At 36.8% G+C, this 19,433-nt stretch carries 20 protein-coding genes; 14 read left to right on the top strand and 6 right to left on the bottom strand.

Annotation, left to right across the window (positions count from 1 at the left end; genetic code table 11):
• Positions 1-120 precede the first annotated feature (120 nt).
• Positions 121-915: an NAD kinase gene (locus NST91_RS18605; protein WP_121445380.1), complete on the top strand. Its 795-nt coding sequence runs from the start codon at positions 121-123 to the stop codon at positions 913-915.
• A gap of 226 nt (positions 916-1,141) precedes the next feature.
• Positions 1,142-2,041, top strand: coding sequence for an RluA family pseudouridine synthase (locus tag NST91_RS18600; RefSeq protein WP_341332322.1), 900 nt, complete (start codon positions 1,142-1,144; stop codon positions 2,039-2,041).
• Positions 2,042-2,355: 314 nt separating this feature from the next.
• On the opposite strand, the gene prpE is transcribed toward NST91_RS18600, so the two are convergent.
• Positions 2,356-3,093, bottom strand: a complete 738-nt coding sequence (gene prpE, locus NST91_RS18595; RefSeq protein ID WP_341332321.1) for a bis(5'-nucleosyl)-tetraphosphatase PrpE — start codon at positions 3,091-3,093, stop codon at positions 2,356-2,358.
• 137 nt (positions 3,094-3,230) lie between these two features.
• A complete protein-coding gene (locus NST91_RS18590; RefSeq protein WP_121445377.1) occupies positions 3,231-4,406 on the bottom strand; it encodes an FtsW/RodA/SpoVE family cell cycle protein in 1,176 nt (391 codons plus the stop codon).
• A gap of 251 nt (positions 4,407-4,657) precedes the next feature.
• Between NST91_RS18590 and mgtE the strand changes: the two genes are divergently transcribed.
• Both mgtE and NST91_RS18580 read left to right on the top strand, forming a co-directional pair.
• Positions 4,658-6,037, top strand: a complete 1,380-nt coding sequence (mgtE, locus tag NST91_RS18585; RefSeq protein WP_341332320.1) for a magnesium transporter — start codon at positions 4,658-4,660, stop codon at positions 6,035-6,037.
• Between the two features lie 27 nt (positions 6,038-6,064).
• On the top strand, positions 6,065-7,912 hold the full coding sequence (locus tag NST91_RS18580) for a monovalent cation:proton antiporter family protein (protein WP_341332319.1): 1,848 nt from the start codon (positions 6,065-6,067) through the stop codon (positions 7,910-7,912).
• A 108-nt stretch (positions 7,913-8,020) separates the two neighbouring features.
• Here NST91_RS18580 and fabI read toward each other — a convergent pair whose 3' ends face one another.
• Positions 8,021-8,800, bottom strand: a complete 780-nt coding sequence (gene fabI / locus NST91_RS18575) for an enoyl-ACP reductase FabI (RefSeq protein ID WP_341332318.1) — start codon at positions 8,798-8,800, stop codon at positions 8,021-8,023.
• Positions 8,801-9,030: 230 nt separating this feature from the next.
• Between fabI and NST91_RS18570 the strand changes: the two genes are divergently transcribed.
• The 4 genes from NST91_RS18570 (at position 9,031) to NST91_RS18555 (ending at position 13,108) form a co-directional block, all read left to right on the top strand.
• A complete protein-coding gene (locus NST91_RS18570) occupies positions 9,031-9,543 on the top strand; it encodes a DUF3231 family protein (RefSeq protein ID WP_341333560.1) in 513 nt (170 codons plus the stop codon).
• A gap of 174 nt (positions 9,544-9,717) precedes the next feature.
• Complete coding sequence (locus NST91_RS18565; RefSeq protein WP_341332317.1) at positions 9,718-10,347, top strand: LysE family transporter; 630 nt, start codon at positions 9,718-9,720, stop codon at positions 10,345-10,347.
• A gap of 174 nt (positions 10,348-10,521) precedes the next feature.
• The gene (gene bcbE / locus NST91_RS18560; RefSeq protein WP_341332316.1) at positions 10,522-11,754 is read left to right on the top strand and encodes a bacillibactin exporter BcbE; all 1,233 of its coding nucleotides are present in this window, start codon (positions 10,522-10,524) and stop codon (positions 11,752-11,754) included.
• 7 nt (positions 11,755-11,761) lie between these two features.
• A complete protein-coding gene (locus NST91_RS18555) occupies positions 11,762-13,108 on the top strand; it encodes an amino acid permease (protein WP_341332315.1) in 1,347 nt (448 codons plus the stop codon).
• On the opposite strand, the gene NST91_RS18550 is transcribed toward NST91_RS18555, so the two are convergent.
• Positions 13,105-13,737 (bottom strand): LysE family translocator, encoded by a 633-nt coding sequence (locus tag NST91_RS18550; RefSeq protein WP_341332314.1) that lies wholly within the window; start codon positions 13,735-13,737, stop codon positions 13,105-13,107. The two genes, NST91_RS18555 and NST91_RS18550, sit on opposite strands and share 4 nt — an antisense overlap.
• 87 nt (positions 13,738-13,824) lie before the next feature.
• Between NST91_RS18550 and NST91_RS18545 the strand changes: the two genes are divergently transcribed.
• Complete coding sequence (locus NST91_RS18545) at positions 13,825-14,073, top strand: hypothetical protein (RefSeq protein WP_341332313.1); 249 nt, start codon at positions 13,825-13,827, stop codon at positions 14,071-14,073.
• A gap of 540 nt (positions 14,074-14,613) precedes the next feature.
• Here the strand turns inward: NST91_RS18545 and NST91_RS18540 are convergent.
• On the bottom strand, positions 14,614-15,078 hold the full coding sequence (locus NST91_RS18540; RefSeq protein ID WP_121445367.1) for a spore coat protein: 465 nt from the start codon (positions 15,076-15,078) through the stop codon (positions 14,614-14,616).
• Positions 15,079-15,122: 44 nt separating this feature from the next.
• Entirely contained in the window at positions 15,123-15,392 is a 270-nt protein-coding gene (locus NST91_RS18535; protein WP_121445366.1) for a DUF1216 domain-containing protein, read from the bottom strand.
• A 295-nt stretch (positions 15,393-15,687) separates the two neighbouring features.
• On the opposite strand from NST91_RS18535, the gene NST91_RS18530 reads away from it, so the two are divergent.
• The 5 genes from NST91_RS18530 (at position 15,688) to NST91_RS18510 (ending at position 19,263) form a co-directional block, all read left to right on the top strand.
• A complete protein-coding gene (locus tag NST91_RS18530) occupies positions 15,688-15,993 on the top strand; it encodes a hypothetical protein (protein ID WP_341332312.1) in 306 nt (101 codons plus the stop codon).
• 81 nt (positions 15,994-16,074) lie between these two features.
• Entirely contained in the window at positions 16,075-16,389 is a 315-nt protein-coding gene (locus tag NST91_RS18525; protein WP_341332311.1) for a hypothetical protein, read from the top strand.
• A gap of 165 nt (positions 16,390-16,554) precedes the next feature.
• Positions 16,555-16,935 carry a hypothetical protein gene (locus tag NST91_RS18520; RefSeq protein ID WP_341332310.1) on the top strand — a complete coding sequence of 127 codons (381 nt, stop codon included), beginning with the start codon at positions 16,555-16,557 and terminating at the stop codon, positions 16,933-16,935.
• 436 nt (positions 16,936-17,371) lie between these two features.
• A complete protein-coding gene (locus NST91_RS18515) occupies positions 17,372-18,730 on the top strand; it encodes an arsenic transporter (RefSeq protein ID WP_341332309.1) in 1,359 nt (452 codons plus the stop codon).
• A 179-nt stretch (positions 18,731-18,909) separates the two neighbouring features.
• Entirely contained in the window at positions 18,910-19,263 is a 354-nt protein-coding gene (locus tag NST91_RS18510) for a DUF1360 domain-containing protein (protein WP_341332308.1), read from the top strand.
• Positions 19,264-19,433: the final 170 nt, after the last annotated feature.

Genomic DNA, 19,433 nt, shown 5'->3' with positions numbered 1-19,433 from the left:
AGCCTTCGTTCACTTTATCGGGCATTTACGGGCAGTGATTACATGCCTACTAAAGTTGTTTTAAACAAAATTTTACTGCCCGTTAATGCGGGAAAAATCATAATAGATAGGGTGTAAAATATGAAATTTGCTGTAACTTCGAGGGGTGACTCGAACTCGAATACATTAATGCATAAGATTAAAACGTATTTAATGGACTTCGGGCTTACTTATGATGAGGACCAACCAGATATTGTAGTTACTGTCGGAGGAGATGGAACACTATTATATGCCTTTCACCGTTACCGCAGTCGTTTGGATAAAACAGCATTTGTAGGTATACACACAGGACATCTTGGATTCTATGCTGACTGGGTTCCGGAAGAGATTGAAAAACTAGTGATTGCTATCGCAAAAACCCCATATCAAGTGGTTGAATATCCATTACTTGAAGTATATATCCGGTATATTAATGGGGGGCGAGAGTCAAGGTATCTCGCATTGAATGAGTGTACGGTGAAAAGTGTAGAAGGCTCACTTGTAATGGACCTTGAAATTAAGGGTCAGCTTTTTGAAACATTTCGTGGGGACGGGTTGTGTATTTCCACACCTTCCGGAAGCACTGCGTATAATAAGGCGCTTGGTGGTGCTATATTACATCCGTCAATCGAGGCAATTCAGGTTGCAGAAATGGCATCGATTAATAATCGGGTATTCCGAACTGTTGGTTCGCCATTGATTTTACCAAATCACCATACGATTGTGATGAAACCAGTGAATGATGTGGATTTTCATATCACGATTGACCATTTAACCCTTTTACACAAGGATGTCAAGTCCATTCAATGCCGCGTAGCTCCGGAAAAAGTACGTTTTGCACGCTTCCGACCTTTCCCATTCTGGAAAAGAGTTCGTGATTCGTTTATTTCGGATTGACAGAAATTCGGAGGCGAGTGTTCAGCGACCAACGTACTAAGGTTCAAGGTGGGACACACAGACATTGCCAAAGGACGTGTCTTAGTTAGTCTGTGTTCCTAAAGGAGATAAAGGAAACATGGTGAACAAAGTAAACCGATGATGAATTTATCGTAAGCTAGGTAGAAGAAAGTAACGATAGTCGAAGCGGGTCGTGGATGGACAAATTTGAAAGGAAAAAAGGATTGTGGCTCAATTTACATTAGAATGGAAAATCTCATCACGGGACACGGGAAAATTAATTAGAGAGTTTTTAAGGGAGCAGCAGATTTCGAAAACAGCTCTTACAGATATTAAGTTTGCTGGTGGCGGTATCTTTATTAATGAAGCATCTGTTACAGTTCGGCATCTTTTAACGGAAGGTGAGGTCTTGAAGGTCGTATTCCCGCCTGAGGAGGCGAGCATGGAATTACTTCCTAATAAACTACCATTACGGATTGTGTATGAGGACCCTTACGTAATGGTGGTGAACAAACCTCCACATCAGCAATCAATCCCTTCACGGGAAAACCGGTCAGACAGTTTAGCCAATGCATTATTGTTTTATTATCAATCTATAGGTCTTAATACGACTGTCCATTTAGTTAATCGCCTTGATCGAGATACATCAGGTTTGTTAGTAGTTGCTAAACACCGCCATATTCATCATCTATTATCTGAGCAACAGAAGGCTGGAAGATTGAAAAGGGCATATGAAGCGATCGTACACGGCAAATTGGATATGGATTCTGGGACGATTGATGCCCCAATCGGTAGGAAGGACGATAGTATTATTGAGCGTCAAGTGCGGCAGGATGGACAAAAGGCGGTTACTCATTTTCGAGTTATTCAAGAGTTTGGTGAGTGGACGCATGTGTGGTTGCAGCTAGAGACGGGACGTACCCATCAGATCCGTGTTCATCTATCTCATATTGGTCATCCTATTGTTGGAGATGATCTGTATGGGGGGAAGAAGGCGGATATACGCAGGCAAGCACTCCATTGCAGGGAACTTTCATTTTGGCATCCAATGGATAAGAAAGAGTTATCCTTTCGGGCAGAACTACCCGAGGATATGAAAAAATTATTGGAAAAAGCGACCTTTTGAGGTCGCTTTTTGTGTAGGAAGGATGCGTACCTGTTTTTAAAAAGAAATACGAACAAAGTGGTAACGCAAGCGATTGAATCGAGCCCGTTCTCGGAGAAACCGACATAGAAGGGTAACGCAAGCGATTGAATCGTACCCGATCGTCGAGGAACCCGGACAAAAGGGTAACGTAGGCGATCGAATCGTACCCGTTCTCGGAGAAACCACAACAAAAGGGTAACGTAATCGGTCGAATCGTACCCGATCGCCGAGGAACCCAGCCAAAAAGGTATCGCACATTTCGTGCTCGTTTCCAAACCTTAATCCAACATCACCTACCCAAACTCCCGAAACTTCTCCTCAACAAGAGGCATTGTAGAAGGCACAGTTACAGTCTCCATTTCAGGATACCTTAAAGCAGTTAAACTACCTCCAAACACGCAACCTGTATCGATATTTAAGGTATGATTCACCCATCTTGGCTCTCTCACAGGTGTGTGCCCATAGACTATCCAAGAAGATCCCTTATAATGCTTAGCCCAATCGCGTCTTTCCGGGGTTCCGTCAGGGTTGTTCTTTCCCGTAATATCTCCATATAATACAAAGGTTTTTACTTTTTTATCATTGCGGCCGATGTAATCCTCACGAATTCCGGCGTGAGCTATCACTAGCTTTCCTCCATCTAACCTCTCATACAATGGGGCTTCGTCGTATAATTCAATAAACTGATTACGGATTGACTCTTGTTCCTTTTTGGATAATGCGTCATATTCTGCAACCGTTGTTTCCAAGCCATGTGTGGTTTGAACCTTATTCCCAATAAAAAAGCGATACAGTTTATTGCAGTGGTTACCAGGCACGTAATATGCCTTCTTCTCTTGAACAACAAGCTGATACACTGTTTTTATCACTTTTAATGACTGAGGTCCACGATCTGTTAGATCACCGACAAAAGCTAATTTGCGTCTATTATGTAGTGGAATCCCGCTTTCCCAGGAATAACCTAGCTTTGTTGTTAATTCTTTAAATTCCTGAAAGCATCCATGTATGTCACCAATAACATCAATTTTCATCCTAAAACACCTTCCTAAAAACGCTTCTCTGCACTTTTGGCCAGTATATATTAGATTCTAGTTATTAACATAAAAAAAATCACGCCACTCTCACTATTATAAGAAAAATGGCGTGATTTTATTTCATTAAGTTAAAGTTAATCAAACATGAATTTCTTTGTTCTAGAACGAACATTTAGAACAATCCCAATTGCAATCATATAGGTTGCAAGGGAACTCCCCCCGTAACTAATGAACGGCAACGGAAGCCCTGTGATTGGTAGAATTCCAACCGTCATTCCAATGTTTTGGAATACTTGGAACGTGATCATTCCAATTACACCTGCACATAGATAACTGCCGAATGGGTCATGGCTTTCTAATGCTATATGAATCATTCGATAGATTAATAAGAAGAATAAAGAAATAATAATACTTGTTCCAACAAATCCGAATTGCTCTGCTACTACAGCGAAAATAAAATCGGTGTGACCTTCTGGAATCGTAACCTCAGATTCCTGGAACCCTTTGCCGTGTAATTGGCCAGAACCGATTGCAAGTAAGGAACGAACTAATTGATGTCCCTCATTACCCGCAGTATCAAAAGGAGCAAGCCAGCCATAAAATCGACTCATCTGATAGTCTTCTATAATATACTTAAAGAAAAAATCAGGAAAGTTAAAGTATAGAAAAACCCCTACAGATACTGTAAAAACAGCTGTAAATACGGCTGCGAAAATAATTCTCCATTTAATTCCAGCAACGAGAAGCATTGTAGCAATGATTGACATAAAAACCATGGTCATTCCCATGTCAGGTTGTAACACTAAAAAACCAATCGGAGGAGCAGAGGCTAATAAAATCTTTCCAATAAGTAGAAGATCGTCCTTTACTGTATTAATCGGATAATTTTCACGATGATCTGAAATAATTTTACTTAGCACAATGATCATAAATATTTTCATTAATTCAGAGGGCTGGAAGCTTGCAAAACCAAAGTTGTACCAACTTGTTGCTCCCTTTACTTTCGAAGCAAAAGGGATATCTACAACATATTTTTCAACAAATAGACCAAATAATAGCACCATCCCGAATCCATATAAATACCAGGAAATCATTTTAAATCGATCAAAATCTATAACCATTGTTCCAATAATCGCAACAATTCCTATTACATACCATTGAAGTTGTTGTGCAGCGAAATTGATATTTTTTAGTTTTTCCGGTAAAAAGGGCTGTGCACTTTGGATGGCAATGGCACTAACGATAGCCATTAGAAATAAAATAAACAACAATGTATAATCAATTTTTTGTGGAGTATTTTCTTTATTCATGGAGAAAAAAATCCTTTCTAATCTGGCACGAGTTTTATATTATAGAAAACAGGGTATAATTCAATATCCACTTTATCATATATAGCCAATTTTATCTTAGCTTATTTTTGGTTGATTGCAAATCTTTACATAGCACATCACTAAATAAAAAATGATATACATATAGCCACAAAAAGTAAATGGTCGTATGTTACATTTCTGATAATGTATGTAAATTTTTTTTATTATTTCAGTTGTAAGGGGGGAACTACATGTTACAACAAGAGGTAAATGAAAAAGAGCAACAGCAATTAGAAAATGATCAATTGCTTACAGCTCTTGAAAATGAGAATATTGACGAGTTCCGGACCGTATTTTTAGATATACATCCATATGAAAGAGCAAAATTCTATGCGAAATTACCAAAAGATGCTAGAATGCGCGTATATCTTTTTTTGTCTCCTAAGGAAATGGCAGAGGTTTTCGAAAACCTTGAAATAGATGAGAATGAATATGAAGAACTTCTATCAGAGATGGAACCAACCTTTGTTGCAGATATGCTTTCTCAAATGTATGCGGACGATGCTGTTGACGTATTAAATGAATTAGATAAAGAACAGGTCGCAAGCTACTTAACAATAATGGATGTTGAAGCAGCAGGAGAGATTAAACAGCTCCTTCATTATGAGGAATACACAGCTGGTAGTATTATGACTACCGAATTTATCGCGATACATGCCAATCAAACTGTTAAATCAGCGATGTATATTTTGAAAAAGGAAGCCCCTCGTGCTGAAACGATATATTACATTTATGTGATAGACGAGGAAAAACACCTTGTAGGTGTTATTTCAATTCGAGATTTACTTGTTACTGATGATGACACAATGATTAGTGAAATTATGAATGACCGAGTTGTCTCCGTGTCTGTAAGTGAAGATCAGGAAGAAGTTGCACGGAGGATGAAAGACTATAATTTCTTAGCTGTTCCGGTTGTTGACTTTCAAAACCATTTATTGGGGATAATTACAGTAGACGATATTATCGATGTTATGGATGAAGAAGCTTCTGATGATTACTCAAAACTTGCAGGTATTTCAGACGTTGATTCAGCAGATAAAAACATCTTAACATCAGCGAAAAAGAGATTACCGTGGCTCATTATCTTATCTTTCCTTGGAATGTTAACGGCAAGCCTAATTGGTCGATTTGAAGCCACGCTTGATCAGGTTGCTATATTAGCTGTCTTTATTCCTTTAATTGCCGGTATGGCGGGGAATACCGGAACACAAGCCCTGGCTGTTGCTGTCCGGAGAATAGCGATTGGTGAAGATGAGGAAGAAAATAAATGGCTATTGATCATGAGAGAAGCCGGTACAGGAGTAATAACAGGTGCTGTTTGTGGAACGGTAATAATGTTGGTTGTTTATTTGTGGAAAGGTGATTTCTTTCTTGGATTATTAGTTGGTTTTTCAATTTTAATTACATTAATAGTCGCGACTCTTGCAGGTGCACTTGTACCATTGCTTATGCATCGATTAAAGGTTGACCCGGCTGTTGCGTCAGGGCCTTTTATCACCACAATCAATGATATTATCAGTATTTTAATTTATTTTGGATTAGCAACTTTCTTTATGGGTTATTTAATTTAAAACATACTATTCACAAGGGGGTAAAGTATGGAACATGGTGCTTCATTAACATCATTAGTAATCGTGATGGTGGTGGCCTTTTTGACACCACTGTTATTACATAGGTTTAAATTACGGGCAATACCTGTCGTTGTAGCTGAAATTATCATGGGGATTATCATTGGAAAAAGTGGTTTCGATGTCGTCGAACCAGATATGTGGCTTGAAACATTATCTACACTAGGATTTATTTTTTTAATGTTTTTAAGTGGAGTTGAAATTGACTTTACTGCTTTTGCAGGTGGGAAAAAGAGACAAAAGCTTCCTAATGGTAAAAAGGCTCCAAATACTTTCTTAGTTTCCGTAATAGTTTTTGCAGGAATTTTTATTTTATCACTTCTATTATCATACATGTTTGTGTGGACTGGGTTTACAGATAATGCATTTTTAATGACATTAATCATTTCCACTATATCATTAGGAGTTGTAGTACCAACTCTCAAAGATGCCCAAATCATGAAAACGAATATCGGTCAGGTTATTTTATTAGTTGCAGTTGTGGCTGACCTCGTTACAATGATTCTACTTGCTGTTTTTGCTTCGATTTATGGTGGCGGAGAAAGCAATATGTGGCTATTATTAATCTTGTTCGGTGCAGGAATACTCCTATATTTTGTTGGAAAAAGGTTCCAAAATCGTTCCTTCCTAGAAACGATGTCAAAGGGAACAATCCAAATTGGAACAAGAGCCATTTTTGCGTTAATTATGATTTTAGTTGCCCTTTCAGAGACAATTGGTGCAGAAAATATATTGGGAGCATTTTTAGCGGGTGTATTAGTATCATTGTTATCACCCAACCATGAAATGGTCCAAAAGCTTGATTCATTTGGTTATGGATTTTTAATTCCAATCTTTTTCGTAATGATTGGGGTAGAACTTGATTTATGGGCACTATTCCAAGATCCGAAGATTCTATTGCTCATTCCCTTGTTATTTCTAGCATTAGTCATTTCAAAAATGCTTCCGATTCTTTATATTAAGCGATGGTATGATTGGAGAACAACGATAGGGGCAGGTGCGTTATTAACTTCAACGTTATCCCTCGTTATTGCTGCTGCAACTGTTGGGGAGAAGATGGGAATCATTGATGACCGAATGTCAGGTGCATTAATCTTGGTTGCAGTAATTGCGAGTATAGTTTCACCTATTGGATTTAAAAAGCTTTTTCCAAAACAAGTGGACGAAGAACCAGTTATCCGTGTTGCGTTTATTGGTGCAAACCAAATGACCTTACCAGTAACGCGAGAATTGAATTCGAAACTATATGATACAACTTTATATCATACTGTGCAGGATAAAATAGATAAAAGACATTCTGATTCAGTGTTTGATATTGTTGAACTCTCCGATTATTCGATAGACACACTAAAAGATTCCGATGTATTTGATGTAGATATTCTAGTGGTAACGTCGGGTTCTGATGAAATGAATGCTGAAATTGCAAAATTCGCGAAGGAAAATGGAGTAGACCGTGTAATTGCAAGAATTGAATCAGGAGAGCTGGGTGATGAGCTAAAAGACCTTAATATAGATGTCTTCTCATTACTAATGTCTACCAATACATTACTCCGTGCGTTAATTGAGGCGCCAAGTATCATGACAATCTTGACAAACCAGGAGCAGTCCTTGTATCAGATCGAAATGAACAATAGTCTTTATGATGGTACAATGTTACGGAATTTCCCGTTTACTGGAGATGTAATCTTTGTGCGTATTTTTAGAGGTAAAGACTCAATCGTTCCACATGGTGACACAGAACTTCTGCTAGGAGATCGTTTAATCGTAACTGGTTCGAGAGAGTATGTTGATGAGTTAAGAGTAGATTTAGAATTCTAAAGGAAAGAGGGCGAACCATAATTATGGTTTGCCCTCATTTTATTGTCTGGCTTCAGGCACTGCCGGCAAAGTCATAATCCGAAGTGCGAGCGCCTTGTGCATTTCATGTTAACCTACGATATTATATCCTGAATCCACATAAATAACCTCACCAGTTACTCCACGTGAAAGGTTACTTAGCATAGCAATGGACATATTTCCAACATCCTCTTTTGTAACGTTCCTCTTTAACGGAGCTTTTTCTTCAATCATCTTCATAATATCATTAAAGCCTGGTACTCCTTTGGCAGCCAATGTTCTAATGGGACCAGCTGAAATTGCGTTGACTCTTATCCCATCTTTTCCAAGGTCAAATGTAAGGTATCTTACACACGCTTCAAGTGCAGCTTTTGCAACTCCCATTACATTATATCCAGGCAATGCACGTACAGCACCTAAGTAGGACATCGTGATGATTGAAGCATCTTCTGCTAAATATGGTCGTGCTGCTTTGGCTGCAGCGACTAAGGAATATGCACTTGTATCTTGTGCAAATGCATATCCATCACGGGATGTATCAATAAAATCACCTTTTAGGTCATCTGCGTTTGCAAACGCAACGGAGTGAACTAATCCGTGAATTGTTCCAACTTTTTCACCGATTTCATTAAACGCTTGAGTGATGCTTTCGTCACTGTTCACATCGCATCTAACAATCATTTCTGCGGGATAATTGTATTTTTCTAATAATCTTTCAAGCTTTTCGCGAGAACGATCTAGACGGTATGTATAAATTACTTTTGCTCCAGCTTTATATAGGGATTCCGCAACACCCCAAGCAATACTTCTTTCGTTGGCCACACCCATAACTACAATATTTTTACCTTCTAATTGAATTAAATCTTCCATAGTTACCTCCATAAGAACATCAAGAATGTTATTCCTTTATTTATTATACCTAGTTTTAGTATCTGATACTAATCATATCATTTTTTAGTAATTAACCCAAGAGTAGTGTTAATGCAAATTTTAAAATAGGTCATAAATAAATAATAAAGTGATGGATAACCTAAACATGTGCTTAACAAAGGAGTGCACAGTACATGGATAAAATCTCAACTATTTTAAGGAGGGCAACAATGGGAATCTTAAGTGGAAATCCAAAGGAAGAGCCTTTACATTACGGCGAGGTTTTTGATCTCTGGTCTTCAGTACTTGTTGGAAATGCGATGATTTCAGGTTATCAAACCCTGATTAATCATGCTGGGGACGATGATTTGAAAAAATTATTAGCTGAAGCGATCAATCTAGGCAAGCAGGAAACAAAACAGGTGGAAGAACTACTAAAAGAAAATGGTATTGGATTACCACCAGCTTCACCAGAGCCGCCCGAAGCTTGTTTAGAGGACATTCCAGTAGGTGCAAGAGTACCAGATCCAGCAATTGCTGCTACACTTTCAGCGGATATTGCTGCAGGTATCGTATTATGTAGTCAGGTGATTGGTAAATCAATTAGAGAAGATGTTGCGATGATGTATGGACAATTCCATAATCAAAAAGCAGCATTAGGTGCGAAAGTACTTCGATTAAATAAAGAAAAAGGCTGGTTAATTCCGCCACCTCTACACCTTCATAAACAAGGCGATTGTTAATAAGGCCAAGAATAAAAAACTACTAGCAGAGTGATTCTTATGAATAGCTCTGCTTATTTATATTTAACCTGGAAACCTCTTGTTTAAGGTCTATTTTAATAAATTTTTGGACATGTATTTCTACTGCTTGTCATAAAATTTACAAGTTGACCTAAGCGGATAGAGGTGATGTATTTGAGTGTTGGTATTTTAATAAGTTACATAATCTTAGGCTTTACATTAGCAGCTCCTATCGGGCCGGTAAATTCTGCACGTTTGGATAAAGGAATCAAGAATGGGTTCTGGCATGCATGGATTGTAGGTGTAGGTTCGATGATGGCAGATGGAGTTTTTATGTTAATGGTTTATTTGGGAATGGTTCAATTTTTAGATATACCTATTGTACAAATTTTTCTGTGGTTATTTGGAGGATTTATTCTTATTTATTCTGGATTTGAGAGCATTAAAAATGCAAATACGATTTCATTAACATACCAAAGGGCAAAGGATTCATTGTTTAAATGTTTTTTGACCGGGTTTATCTTATCTATTTCTAGTCCGTTATCTATCCTCTTCTGGTTGGGGATATATGGATCTGTATTGGCAAAAACGGCCCAGACAAATGGAACAGAGTTACTTTTGATATATAGCAGTATGATCTTCCTCGGGCTAACTTTCTGGGATATCCTTGTTGCGGCCCTTACCACCGGTTTTAGAAAGTTATTAAATGTAAAAACCCTAATTGCAATCTCTGTAATTTCGGGAGCATCTTTAATCCTATTTGGTGTTTATTTTAGCTATCAGGGAATTAAAGCACTGATTTAAGGTAATTTATTCTTTATAACCAGCTGTAAATGGACAAGACATAATTTAGTTAAGAAACCCACTTTTAGTGGGTTTTTTTATCCTAGCGTTTAGTATCCACCATGCATAGTAAGAGAGGTTTAAGGATAGGTTAATCTTGATATAAATATTAGAATTCCGAAGGAGATAGGAGAAATGAATAAAACGGAGAAATGGGGAGTGCTCTCACTAGCATCCATCCCATTAGTCATGACCTTAGGTAATTCTATGCTAATTCCCATTTTGCCGATTATGGAAAAAGAAATTGGTATTACATCATTTCAATCCAGTTTAATCATAACGATCTATTCGATTGTAGCTATTATCTTAATCCCAATCGCTGGTTTTCTCTCTGATCGAATCGGAAGAAAAAAAGTTATAATACCAAGTTTAATTATTGCAGGAATAGGGGGATTAATATCTGGACTAGCATCCTGGCTATTTGAAAATCCATATTTGATCATCTTAATTGGCAGGTTTTTACAAGGTGTTGGAGCCGCAGGTGCTTCCCCAATTGTTCTGCCTTTAGTAGGTGATATGTGTAAAAGTGAAAAAGATGTGAATACTGGACTCGGTTTAATTGAAACATCTAATACATTTGGAAAGGTACTTAGTCCCATTTTAGGTGCAATACTTGCAGCTTTGATTTGGTATATGCCTTTTTTTGCTTTTCCCATTTTTTGCTTAATTTCTATTCTGTTGATTCAATTTCTTATAAAAACTCCAAAAAATAATGAAGTGGATACATCAAGTTTTTCTTTTTTCCTGAAGAAAATCAAACGCACCCTTAAGGAAGAGGGGCGATGGTTGATTTCAATATTTATCGTGGGGGCCATTTGTTTCTATATTCTTTTTGGGATGCTCTTTTTCTTATCGTCCATTTTGGAGGATAAGTACGGGATTGATGGAATTATTAAAGGTCTTATCCTTGCAATTCCCCTCGGTGCACTTTGCTTATCTTCATATATCACTGGAAAAAAGCTTGGTGATGATAAAAATACAATCAAATGGATTATTTTTTCGGGGATTTTGGCAGCTACTATAGCTGTTTTTGGAATTTGTTACACGGAAAATTTGTACATTTTCATAGCTGCCCTTGTCATTTGCGGAATAGGTATCGGGGTTGCACTTCCTAGTTTGGATGCACTCATTACGAATGGTACTGAGAAAGATGAAAGAGGTACAATTACCTCTATTTACAGTAGTGCGCGATTTATTGGAGTTGCTGTCGGTCCCCCCGTTTTTGCCATTTTAATGAAGCTTTCACATGATATCTTGTTTTTCTCGGTAGCTGGAATTTCGGCTGTAGCAACCGTTCTTGTTTTATTTTTTATAAAACCACCCAAGCGGGTTCGGACAGATTCATTATTCCAGAAGGTAAAGAGGTAGAGGGGATATGGCTAAAGGAAAAAGTGAGAAAAAAATAAAATGGTGGCAACTTTCCCTTTTTGGAGTTGGCTGTACAATAGGCACAGGATTTTTTCTAGGGTCCAGCATTGCGATTCGAACAGCTGGCCCCTCTGTGTTGATTCTATTTATTATAGCTGCAATTGGTACTTATTTTGTCTATGATGGTTTAGCAAAACTTACTGCAAAAAAGGCTGAGAAAGGTGCGTTTCGTACTTATGCAAAACAGGCATTTGGAAGGTGGGCTGGCTTTAGTATAGGTTGGATATACTGGAGTGCCGAAATGCTTATCATGGGAAGTCAGCTTACAGCATTGTCTATTTTTACGAAGTTTTGGTTTCCTGGTACCCCTTTATGGGTGTTTGCTGCAATCTATGGTGTGTTAGGTTTAGCTGTATTGTTAATTGGTACAAGTGGAATTAACAAATTAGAGAATGTCTTCGCTCTCATTAAAATATCGGCAATCCTAATGTTCATTGTAATTGCGGTATTGGCAGTAACGGGTGCTATCGATGGAACAAGGGATCCTCAATTGCCAGCTGAATACTTCCCGAAAGGAATAATGGGGCTCTGGTCGGCCTTGATTTTTGCGTTTTATGCATTCGGTGGGATTGAGGTAATGGGGTTAATGGCGACCCAGCTAAAGGACAAGAGTGAAGCACCAAAAGCTGGAAAGGTGATGCTTCTTCTTCTAACCATCATTTATTTAGCTTCCGTTGGTCTTGCTGTGATGCTCGTGTCATGGAAGGTCTTTACAGGTGAAGAAAGTACATTTGTAGTTGCATTAGATAATTACAATATTCCATTAGTCGCTGATATTTTTAATGGGGCATTGATTATCGGCGGATTCTCCACAATGGTGGCTGCTTTATATGGGGTAACGAGTATTTTAGTGAACTTGTCAGAAGATTGGGATGCCCCAAAGATCTTTTCAAAAAAAGGTAAATTAAAGGTACCATTACCTGCCTTTATTTTAACAGCATCCGGTCTACTTACTTCTATTATCTTTTCACTTTTAATGCCTGATAGTATTTACGAATATGTAACCACTGGAGCAGGGCTCATGCTCTTATACAATTGGTTATTTATTCTCTTGTCTGCAAACCGACTATTAAAGCCTGGATTTGTTGGAAAAATGAAATATTATCTTGGAGTACTATTCATTTTACTTGCTGTCAGTGGAACATTATTTAGTAAAGAAATTCGTCCAGGCTTTTTTATTAGTCTCGGGTTTATTGTGATTATCTTTATAGTTGCTTACATCAAAAATAAAGGTAGTAAAAAGAAAGAGTCCAAGGGCATGGACACTTTATTTGAAAAACTTCAGAAAACTTAATGACTACTTAGTAAAAGCTTTATACCTTGGAAACCAAAATAGACACCAAAACCAACAAGGGAAAGCCCTGATAAAATGGATATGAAACCTAATAGACGTGAAGTTAAAATCCTTCGAAAACCACTAGACACAGTTGCCATTGTTATATCCCATAGCAGTAGTCCACAAAAGATGGCTGCACTATAGAGGATTAGTTCGCTACTTGTTGAAGTGGAAGCTGTTTTGGCCAATACGGAGCCATAAATTCCTAACCAAAATAAAATAGTGAGCGGGTTTGTAATCGACATGATGAACCCTGAGAGAAAGGCTTTAAAAGCAGGCTCCCGGTTTCTGATGTTTTGGAGATTGATTTTACCGGCATTTAGCATACTTTCAAAACCAGTATAAAGCAATACAAAGCATCCGAAAAGCCACAGAAACATCTGAATAAATGGGGTATTAATGAAGGATACCAATCCTAAATAAACGATAAGCATATATACCCCATCAGCGAGTACTGCACCAACACCAACAAGCCAGGCGTGGAAGAAACCGTATTTAATACCTCTGTCTAATTGTGCAGCATTAACGGGACCGATGGGTGCTGCAAGGCTGAGACCTAATAGAACATAACTGAAAAGAACGCCCATAACATTTACACCTCTTAAAAAGACTTGTCTTTGAAATTGTATTCGAGTTGGAGAGCTTGTATCACTTTTTTAAAAGGAGAAGATGAAATGGATAATCTATTGCAGCAATTCGTGCAGACTGTAGATGAAGCTCAACTTGCAGTAATTGAGTCACAAGGAAATGGGGACATGGAGCGGTTCCAGCATGCTCAAAACTTGGTACTACAAGCAAAGGAACAATTGCGGGAGGTAGAAGACTCAGGCGGAACAGAAGATCTGGCATACATACGTTCAAAAGCATTGCTTCGAAGGCTGGAAGAAACTCAGCGTGCAAATGAGGCAACGAATAAGTATTAACAATGCAAAATGAAACCCCACTTCGAAAAGTGGGGTAAATAGACCTGTATAGTTAGGAATTCGTATCTATGTGAAAGATTGCTTGATGATTGGAAAAAATAGCTTTTTTGTCGTACATATAACTATATGTGTACTTGCATTATTTGTCTTTTTTATTATCTTTTTTCTCGTTATCTTTTGATTTTGAGTTATTCGACTTTTCAAAGTAAACCTTCCCCAATTTATATCCTCCTTAAATAGAATTTGAACATTAGTTCACTAGCTAGGTTTATAAAGGAAAGGAGAAAAGGTAAGGACTTATTGCTGATTTAACTAATATATTATCAATATAAAATATAATTTTATAATGAATATTGATTTCTTATTCTCCTGAGCTCTTGTGTTTTAGGAATCATGTAAACCACAAACCCACAGATATTTTCGTGGGTTTGTGTCTTTTTGTAAGTGCTGTTCCATAGTTAAATAACAAATATAAAGTTGTAAAAAGTTAGGATGCAATGGCAACACTAGGAATTTATACATATACTGTAATGAAAGTGACTAGAGAATATCTACTTCTACTAATAGTGCAATTAAAAGTTGAAGTAATAATTGAATATTGATGGCTACTTGAGTATCTGTAGTTGTAACGTTTACGTTTCTAGAATTTTCGATAACAGTCTTTTGGCGAGAGATCTGTTTGTTTCTAGTAGATTGTAAGAGTTCTTGTGTCACTCTCTCTGCTTCAGAACCATCAGCTATAGAAATACTTACAACTAGAGCAATAGCAGCTTGTAATGCAGCTTGTAAGTTAAGTGCAGCTTTTGTATCAGTAGTTGTAACAGTTACATCACAAGAATCTTTAATAAAAATTAATTCTTCATTTAATTGGAAGTTTGAAGAAACTTGAGTGCCCTCCTGGACGACATCGTCGTCATTAAAACAAGGATGGTTTGAAGTAGGGTCAAGAGCTGACCATCTATTTCCTTGATTTGCGGTATTGAATCGATAAGTTTCTTGATTCATAAATAAATTTCCTCCTTTAGTATTTTTCAATTTATTGGTAAGCCTTACTTTTTCTTTTTGGCTCGGTTTGATACACTGTCAGCCAAATGAGTTTGTGGGTTCACATCGTTTTCTGTAACATTCTTCTGTACATTTTCTAAAAATTGTTGAGTTTGTTTTTGCAACTTTTGCATTGTATTACGAATTTCCTGGCGTTGCTGACTTGTTAGGGTATTTGATTTAGGTTTAATACCATGTTTCCTAAAAACATTCTTCACAAGAATTTCCATAAGCTTCTGTTGGGATTCTTGTAGATTTGATGAATCTAACCTCATTTGCTCCCCTCCTTTACTTTCTACATGATTAATTTATGTACTTGTCACATAATGTGTATAAGCAATTAGTGGAGAAAACTACTAAATTTAATAAATGTGTTTTTATACCTTCGTGATAGTATCCTAATTTTTAATAGAAACGAAAGATGCCCCTTACAAACCTATATGTAAGGGTAATAATCTATTATTTTTTTAAAAAAATATACCATTGTCTATCATTTTGGTGGACCTTTGTCCAAGCATATTACTAGCTTTCGAATAAACTATTCTATCTAAAAGAGAAGGAGGGGATAACATGAGTGTATGGAGAAACCCAGATATTTTTGGCAATAGAAGTTCTAGAAATGAAGCAAACAATCGTACTGATGCAGAAATTGATGCTCGATTAGACAACGACCTTGACAATGAAAATGACGTTAGAGTAAAAGATAAAAATGTAAATATTGCAAAGATCGCACACAGTGGTAATTCACGAGTAGACGTTGATATTGATGTTGATTCTAATTCTAGAGCAAGAGCACGAACTCGTGCTGAAGCAGATTCAGATCAAGAACAAGATCAAGATCAAGATCAAAATCAAGATCAAAGATTTAATTTTTAGGTTGGTTTTGATCTGTGATCGATACGGGGTATATTTGTGTTGCCCCGTATTTATTAAATGTTACGATCAGGAGGACTTATTATGGAATCGTTATTTAGTGACAAAGACGTATGGGGAAAGTCTAGTAAAAATCGATTATCAAATTCGGAATCTATACAAGCATCAGTAAATAAAAGTGGTAATTCAGATGTTGATGTCAATGTAATGGTGGAAATCGATATGGTCCCAGTTGCACTTGCCTTTTTATGTCTGTCTCTTGTTAAAAAGGAAATATCAAATGAAGAGTTTGAAATTGCTACGAAGAAATTATTAGATCAAACCGACAAATATCGGGAAAATAAGAAAAGACGAAATTCAAATGTGAAATATTTTAATGATAATATATGGAGAAGATAATTATTGCTTCTCTTTACATATGTAAAAGTTAGTTAAGACTCACTTGCTAATAGATAATAATTTTGTGATCGAATAAAAAATAGACATATATTCTAGTATAAATGCCGTTTCGAAAATAGGAAACCTTTATATAATACATTAGACTCACAGAAAGGGGGGAATTAGATGCCTAAGAAAGACCATGGACACAACAAAGATCGTGGGCATAACAAAGATGCTTCAGAAAACGCACAAGCAGCAGATCAAGGCAATGCAAAAGCTTCCGATCAAGGTAATGCAAAAGCTTCAGCTAAGGCTGATGGGAAACATAAACATCATCACGGTCACTATAATGGTGATACTGTGAACCTTCTAGTGGATGTTGCAAATAACTTAGTGACTCAAGTTTTTACAAGTTCACAAACTGAAGACACTGGTTGCGAAATTGTAAACGGTGTTACCTCTTTCACTGATGCCAATACATGCTTGTACCAACAAGGTTTCCGCATTGTAGCAAGTTTAAATGATGATGATAGTGATGGAGCCATTTATACGTATGTTCGATAATAGTGTCTCCAAAAATACCTCAAAAGAATCAAGAAAACTAAGAAATTACTCCATGACATTAGATTATTCAAATCCCCTTCGATATTGGTTTATTATAAAGTGACTCCAGTTTTTTACTGGAGTCATTTTTTGTGCTTTGTGTTGGGTAAATGTAGGTGAGTACTGTCGTTTTAAGTATTATTTGCAAATTGGTTATTTATCATTCTGGTATATCTTCACTATATACATTCTAGTCATATCACCCTAAGGTACAATATTTACTAGATTTTATATAGTTATATCTCTCTGTGGTACATTTTGACCGTAATGACAAGCGTACAATTTTAATAGAATTAGACGTATATCTATCTCCATCTTTCTAAAAAAGAATATAAATATAGTGTATAAGACAAGTAAGGACAAATGTCAATGTAAGGCATTTGAAAGGGGGGGAAAAATGAATGTTCAGATATGGATCGCAGTAAGTGTCTTTATACTAACAATGTCTATTATTTTTTGGAGGCCTAGAGGAATAAATGAAGCATGGCCAGCAACAGTTGGAGCTGTTCTAATCTTGATATCGGGTATTGTTACACGCGGGGATATAGTAGATATTATAAGTAAAATAGGCGGGGCGTCAATCACGATCATTTCAACTATCGTAATGGCAATAACTTTAGAAAGTTTTGGCTTTTTCCATTGGACAGCTTCGCGTCTAGTTAGCCTAGCGAGAGGGTCAGGATACCGTCTTTACTGGTACATCCAATTGTTATGCTTTCTAATGACATTATTATTCAACAACGATGGAAGTATATTAATTACAACACCTATTCTAATAATCCTCCTAAAAAATCTACGTATTAAACCTAGACAGCAGATCCCCTATTTGTTAAGTGGAGCATTAATTGCAACAGCATCGAGTGCACCAATTGGAGTAAGTAACATTGTAAATTTAATTGCCTTGAAGATTGTAAATATGACTTTATATACACAAACTGCAATGATGTTTGTACCTGCAATGTTAGGATTACTAATCATGTCACTGTTAATGTTCTTATTAGTGAAAAATAAGATTCCGAAAAAGCTTCCAATCTTACTTTCTGAAAATGAGGAATCTATTGTTGCACCGGATTTTCATCCATTAAAAATAGGTAGTCAACCACCAGAATTAAAGAAAAAACGCACAAATTTTATGTTTAAAATAATCTTATTTGTGTTACTAATCCGATGTCTTTTGTTTGTTGCCTCCTATTTTTCTATTCCCATCGAGTTTGTAGCGGTTCTTGGATCCTTAGTGCTACTGATGTTCAGGTGGTATCATTTAGGAACAAATCCAATTGATTTAGTTAAAAAGACGCCATGGCACATTTTAGTGTTTGCTTTTTCAATGTACGTCATTATTTATGGACTCCACAATGTAGGTCTAACGTCATTACTAGTTTCCGCTTTTAAACCAATAGTAGGTGGGGGGCTTTTTCAAGCAAGCCTTGTAATGGGAGGGTTAGTTTCCATTTTGTCTAATATCTTTAATAACCATCCTGCATTAATGATTGGTACCATTGCATTGACAGAAATGGAGCTCGATACGCTAACACTTCAAACCATTTATTTAGCGAATATTATTGGCAGTGATATCGGTGCATTATTACTACCAATAGGTACCCTGGCTTCATTAATATGGATGCACATCTTACGCCAAAATAGGATAAAAGTGACTTGGAAGGATTATTTAAAGATAACGATAATCGTAATTCCGATAACAACAATAGTGACCCTACTTATTCTAAATGCTTGGATAAAATTGGTGTTCCTGTAACATTTAGTATAGCGTCTAAATCAATGATTTAGACGTCTTCCTGTATTATAGATGCTTTCACAACTTTACCATTGCCCATTTTTTCAATGTCAATGTTCCTTCCTATATCCTATGCATAAAATGGTTATATGTTTATCTATCCTTTTTCGGATTGTAAAACGGGGAGGAGGTCCAAATACATGATTACTTGGTTTGAATTTGTCATAATTAGCTTAGCATCGTTTAGACTAACACGATTATTAATCTATGATAAAATTACATTTTTTATCCGTCGTCCATTTCATGAGATCATTGATGAAGAATTTCCGGATGGAACGGTTGAATCCTACCTTCATATAAAGGGAAAAGGTTTACGGAGGTGGATTGGCGAGTTATTAAGCTGTTACTGGTGTACCGGGATTTGGAGTTCCCTATTACTATATGGGGCCTATTATTTTAATCTCAGATGGGTTGAACCGTTCATCTTGATTCTGGCCATTGCTGGATTTGCAGCAATAATTGAAGCCACAATTGATAAAATAATAAATAGATAATTAATGGTAAGTAAACCTGCACTAGATTCCTGTCTAGGTGCAGGTTTTTTTAAGTAGATTTCTTAATAAACCACTTATGGGTGATGTTCCTTAAGAGTTAAATATCTAACAATGAAACCCTGTTTTTAATGGTTTTTCAATGGAATCTATTACATATTTGGGACATTTTT

Origin of the sequence: Ferdinandcohnia sp. FSL W7-1320, assembly GCF_038050315.1 — a bacterium.
Classification (GTDB): Bacteria; Bacillota; Bacilli; order Bacillales; family Bacillaceae_L; genus Ferdinandcohnia; species Ferdinandcohnia aciditolerans.
This window is presented reverse-complemented; position numbering and strand designations above follow the sequence as displayed.